This is a genomic window from Chamaesiphon sp. OTE_20_metabat_361, from assembly GCF_031364565.1.
Map to the genome: position 1 here is coordinate 1 of NZ_JANLWO010000543.1, position 4,458 is coordinate 4,458.

A 4,458-nucleotide genomic window follows, 5' to 3' on the forward strand; every position below is an offset into this window, starting at 1 on the left:
CTGGACTTTCCGGGCGAACTGGAGCCAGATTACTGGGATTTTTTATACTTCTCGTTTGTAGTTGGTATGACTAGTCAGGTATCGGATGTCAGTGTGACATCTCGCCAAATGCGGAAATTGGGTTTGATCCACGGCGTTGTATCATTCTTTTTTAACACCACACTCCTGGCAATTACGATTAATATTGTTGCTGGTTCGCTCTAAACTAACTTTAGTCGATCGGGGAATTTAGCTCGATTGATTTACTCTTCATCAATTTTAGTGCGGTATCCCCTACTCAGACAAATGACCGGGATCGGCTAAAATCCCAACTAACTCAGTTGACAACTCACCCGACCCCTCAAGCCAAGCTTACTTTTATGCAGAATCGGTTCTCTGACAATTTATCTGGCGATTTATCCAGCAGCGATCTGGGGATCTCAGGTTTTTACAACAAAAAACGTACTGTCGGACAGAGAAACCAAGCTGGGGTCTTGATGACAATTATCGGGGTAGGATTGCTCGGTGGTATTGGTTCGCGGTTGAGCTATCTCCAGTTAAACCAAGGAACGGTAAATCGTCAAGTTGCCGAAACCAATCGCGTCCGAACTGTTGCCAAACCGCCAGTCCGGGGGAATATTTACGATCGCAAGGGCAGGCTGCTAGCTGGGAATAAATTATCTCACTCAATTTTTATCTGGCCGCTGGCAACCAAGCGGGAAAATTGGCTGACAACTCGCGCTCAGATCGCCCAGATTTTGAATATCGATGAGGAAACAATTCAAGCCAAATTAACTGGGGTGAGTATAAATTCGACCAATCGAGTCAGGATCGTCCGCGATTTGACCGAAGCCCAGATTACCAGACTCCAAGAGTATGGTGCCGAAAAAGAAGGCATCGATGTCGATATCGAATCAGTTCGGTATTATCCCGGCGGTCAACTGGCGGCGCACGTCTTGGGCTATACGGGAGAAATGAACGATCGGGAATTAGCCAAAAACCGCGCCAATGGCTACCGGATGGGTGATGTAACTGGTAAAATGGGTCTAGAATCGACCTTAGAATCGCGATTGCGGGGTGAGTGGGGTGGAACTCAAGTCGAAGTCAACGGTGCGGGACGATTGCAGCAATTTTTGGGTCAAAAAGTCTCCAAATCAGGGCAAGATGTCACGACTACACTCGATCTAGAGCTACAAAAAGTGGCAGAAGAGGCGATTGGGAAGAATAAAGGCGCGATCGTTGCGATGGATCCCCACACGGGTGAAATTTTGGCGATGGCTAGTCGCCCTGCTTTCGACCCAAATCAACTCTCGGGGCGGATTTCTCCCGATGTCTGGAAGAAGTTGCAAGGGCAAGATCATCCGTTTGTAAATCGCTCCTTACAACCTTTTCCACCTGCGAGTACTTACAAAATTATTACGACGACCGCCGCACTAGAGTCGGGAAAATTCAAACCTGACGCCATCCTCCAAACTTATCCTTCGATTACAGTTGGCGGTTTTACATTTCGCGATTGGAATCGGGCGGGGTTTGGGCCATTAGGCTTTCCTGGTGCCCTCAAATGGAGTAGCGACACCTTCTTTTATCAAGTCGGACAGCGAATCGGTGGGCCAACCCTAATCGATTGGACGCGCAAATATGGCTTCGGCAAACGTACTGGCATCGAACTACCCGAAGAAGCCAAAGGTTTGGTTGCTGACGACAACTGGAAGCAATTGAACTATAAAATGCCGTGGTCGGTCGGCGATACCATTAATATGTCGATCGGTCAAGGCTTTCTCCAAGCTACACCGCTCCAAGTCGCTGGCATGTTCGCCGTTCCGGCTAATGGTGGCTATCACGTCCAGCCACATCTCATCAAAGATCCCACCAAACGCGAATGGCGAGAATCGCTGAATCTTAAACCCAGTACGATTGCCACTCTCCGTAAAGGTTTACGGGAAGTCGTCGATGGTGGTACTGGTGGGGCGATGAATACGGAGACAATTCCCAAATCCGCCGGAAAAAGTGGTACTGCTGAAGCTCCTCCAGGAGCGGATCATGTGTGGTTTGGCTCCTACGCACCGCTGGATAAACCCGAGATCGTCGTCGTGGCCTTTGGCGAGCATACTGGGGGTGGTGGTGGTAAAACCGCCGCGCCGATGGTACTCAAGGTGATGGAAGCTTATTTTAATGGTGGTAAGCCGTTGCCAGTCAAATTAGATAAAGACGGTAGTCCCATCCCAACACCTAGAAAAGTCCGCAATCGTCGTTAGAGAGGGAATAGGGGATAGGGAATAGGGGATAGGGGATAGGGGGGACTGGGAGAGGATGAGATGATTGCATTACCTCTTACCTTTTACCTCTTACCTTTTACCTTTTACCTCTTACCTTTTACCTCTTACCTTTTACCCCTTATCCGATCGATTCCAAGTCCGAAATCCCGCTCACCTGTGCCACCGAAATTGACTCACAAGTGCGCTTAATCAGTCCGCCTAATACTTTTCCTGGCCCGACCTCGATCGCGCGTTCGATGCCCAATTCGGGCAACTGGAGCGAGATTTCTCGCCACCGTACCGCACCAGTAATTTGGCTGTCGAGTTGGGCTTTTAATTTACGCGCATCGGTGGTGGGAATTGGTGCCACATTCGAGAGGACGGGAATTTTGGCATCGTGAAAATCGATCGGTGCGAGGAGCTTGCCAAACTCGGCAGCGGCTGTCGCCATCATCGGTGAATGAAACGCGCCCGAGACATTTAGAGGGATCGCCCGTTTGACTTTAATTTTGGCAACTACGGCGGCAATTCCAGCGGCGGTACCTGAAATTACCACTTGGGCGGCACTATTATCATTGGCGATGACGACATCTTCAGTATCGGCGATCGCGGCTTCTAGTTGCTCGCGATCGAATCCTAACAAAGCTGTCATGCCGCCTTGCGATGCGAGATCCATCAATTCGGCACGACGTTTGACTAGCTCTAGTCCCGTCTCAAAGTCAAATACGCCTGCCGCGTAGAGAGCGACATACTCACCTAAACTATGCCCAGCCACGATATCGGGTTTCAATCCGCGCTGTCCGAGTAAGTCTACTAAGATACTTTCGATGACATATAAACAGGGTTGCGTGTAGCGAGTATTTGCCAATTTTACTTCATCATTTTGACAAACATCGAGTACCGACCAGCCCAAAATATCGGTCGCCCGATCGAATGTTGCTTTAGCCGAATCGATCGCCAGTAAATCTACACCCATGCCGAGTACTTGTGAGCCTTGTCCGGGAAATACCCATGCAGTTTTCATGATAGTTATGCTTTAAAAAATTGAAATACAAATTAATTCTTTAATTTCCCCATTTAAAGATTGCCGCACCCCAACTTAAACCTGCTCCAAAGCCAGATGTCGCGATCGTATCGCCAGTTTGAATTTTACCAGCTCGGACTGCTTCAGTGAGCGCGATCGGAATTGAAGCCGCCGAAGTATTCCCATATTTAGCGACATTACTAACTACTTTTTCTGGGGGGATCTGTAACCGCAGGGCAACGGCATCCATAATGCGTTGATTGGCTTGGTGCAAAATCAACCAGTCAATATCGGCACTAGTTAGATGAGCTTGGTGGATAACTTTATCGATCGCATCGGGCACGCGATTGATGGCAAATCGATAGACTTCCTTACCATTCATGGTGATGTATTGATACTTACCTTGCGTAAGTACTACCCCAGGAATCAATTCACGTAATTCTGGCTTAAAACTCAGATTCAGACAGCAATTTTGACTGCCATCGCTGCTAATTTCAAATCCTAGCAATCGATCGGGATTAATAGTTCCTTGCATTAACACGGCACCCGCACCGTCCCCAAATAACACGCAAGTATTCCGATCTTGCCAATCCACCCACCGCGATAATAAATCAGCACCAATTACCAGAACATTCCGATACACACCCGATCGTAAAAATTGTGCCGCAGTCACCACCCCAAACACAAATCCCGAACAAGCAGCAGTCAAGTCAAACGCGACTGCTTTAGTTGCCCCGAGTTGAGCCTGAATCCGACAAGCACTCCCAAATAAATCTTCCGCAGAAGAAGTCGCTAATATAATCAGATCGACATCTTCAGCCGCTACTCCAGCCATCTCCAACGCCTGCTGTGCCGCCTGAGTCGCCAAACCAGCCAATGACTCGCGATCGTGACCGATGTGTCGTTGCCGAATCCCCGTGCGGCTAGAAATCCACTCATCAGAAGTATCTACTACCTGCGCTAGCTCGTCATTGAGTACGATTGTCTCCGGGGCAGCCGCGCCGCAGCCGATAAAAGTAACTCCCATTAATGTGTGGTTTGATGACATGTAGATAGAGGATGGGTGGGAATTTAGATTAATCGCTGGTCGCCACAGTTGTCTCTGGCTGTGGCTGTGGCGCTTTATCGCGAGTAGAAGATTGAATTTGGGCGATGACGTTTTTATCGACGGCACTTTTGGCAGAACGGATGGCATTGGCG

The 4,458-nt window shown here is 48.9% G+C and carries 4 protein-coding genes; 2 read left to right on the top strand and 2 right to left on the bottom strand.

Annotated features, from left to right (window positions below):
• On the top strand, positions 1-204 hold a 204-nt coding region (locus RMO35_RS15625), incomplete at its 5' end, for a DUF1345 domain-containing protein (RefSeq protein WP_309742250.1).
• Between the two features lie 155 nt (positions 205-359).
• Positions 360-2,234, top strand: a complete 1,875-nt coding sequence (mrdA, locus tag RMO35_RS15630; RefSeq protein WP_309742251.1) for a penicillin-binding protein 2 — start codon at positions 360-362, stop codon at positions 2,232-2,234.
• Between the two features lie 139 nt (positions 2,235-2,373).
• Here the strand turns inward: mrdA and fabD are convergent, their stop codons facing one another.
• The gene (gene fabD / locus RMO35_RS15635) at positions 2,374-3,261 is read right to left on the bottom strand and encodes an ACP S-malonyltransferase (protein WP_396135680.1); all 888 of its coding nucleotides are present in this window, start codon (positions 3,259-3,261) and stop codon (positions 2,374-2,376) included.
• Positions 3,262-3,298: 37 nt separating this feature from the next.
• Positions 3,299-4,306 (bottom strand): beta-ketoacyl-ACP synthase III, encoded by a 1,008-nt coding sequence (locus tag RMO35_RS15640; RefSeq protein WP_396135679.1) that lies wholly within the window; start codon positions 4,304-4,306, stop codon positions 3,299-3,301.
• Positions 4,307-4,458: the final 152 nt, after the last annotated feature.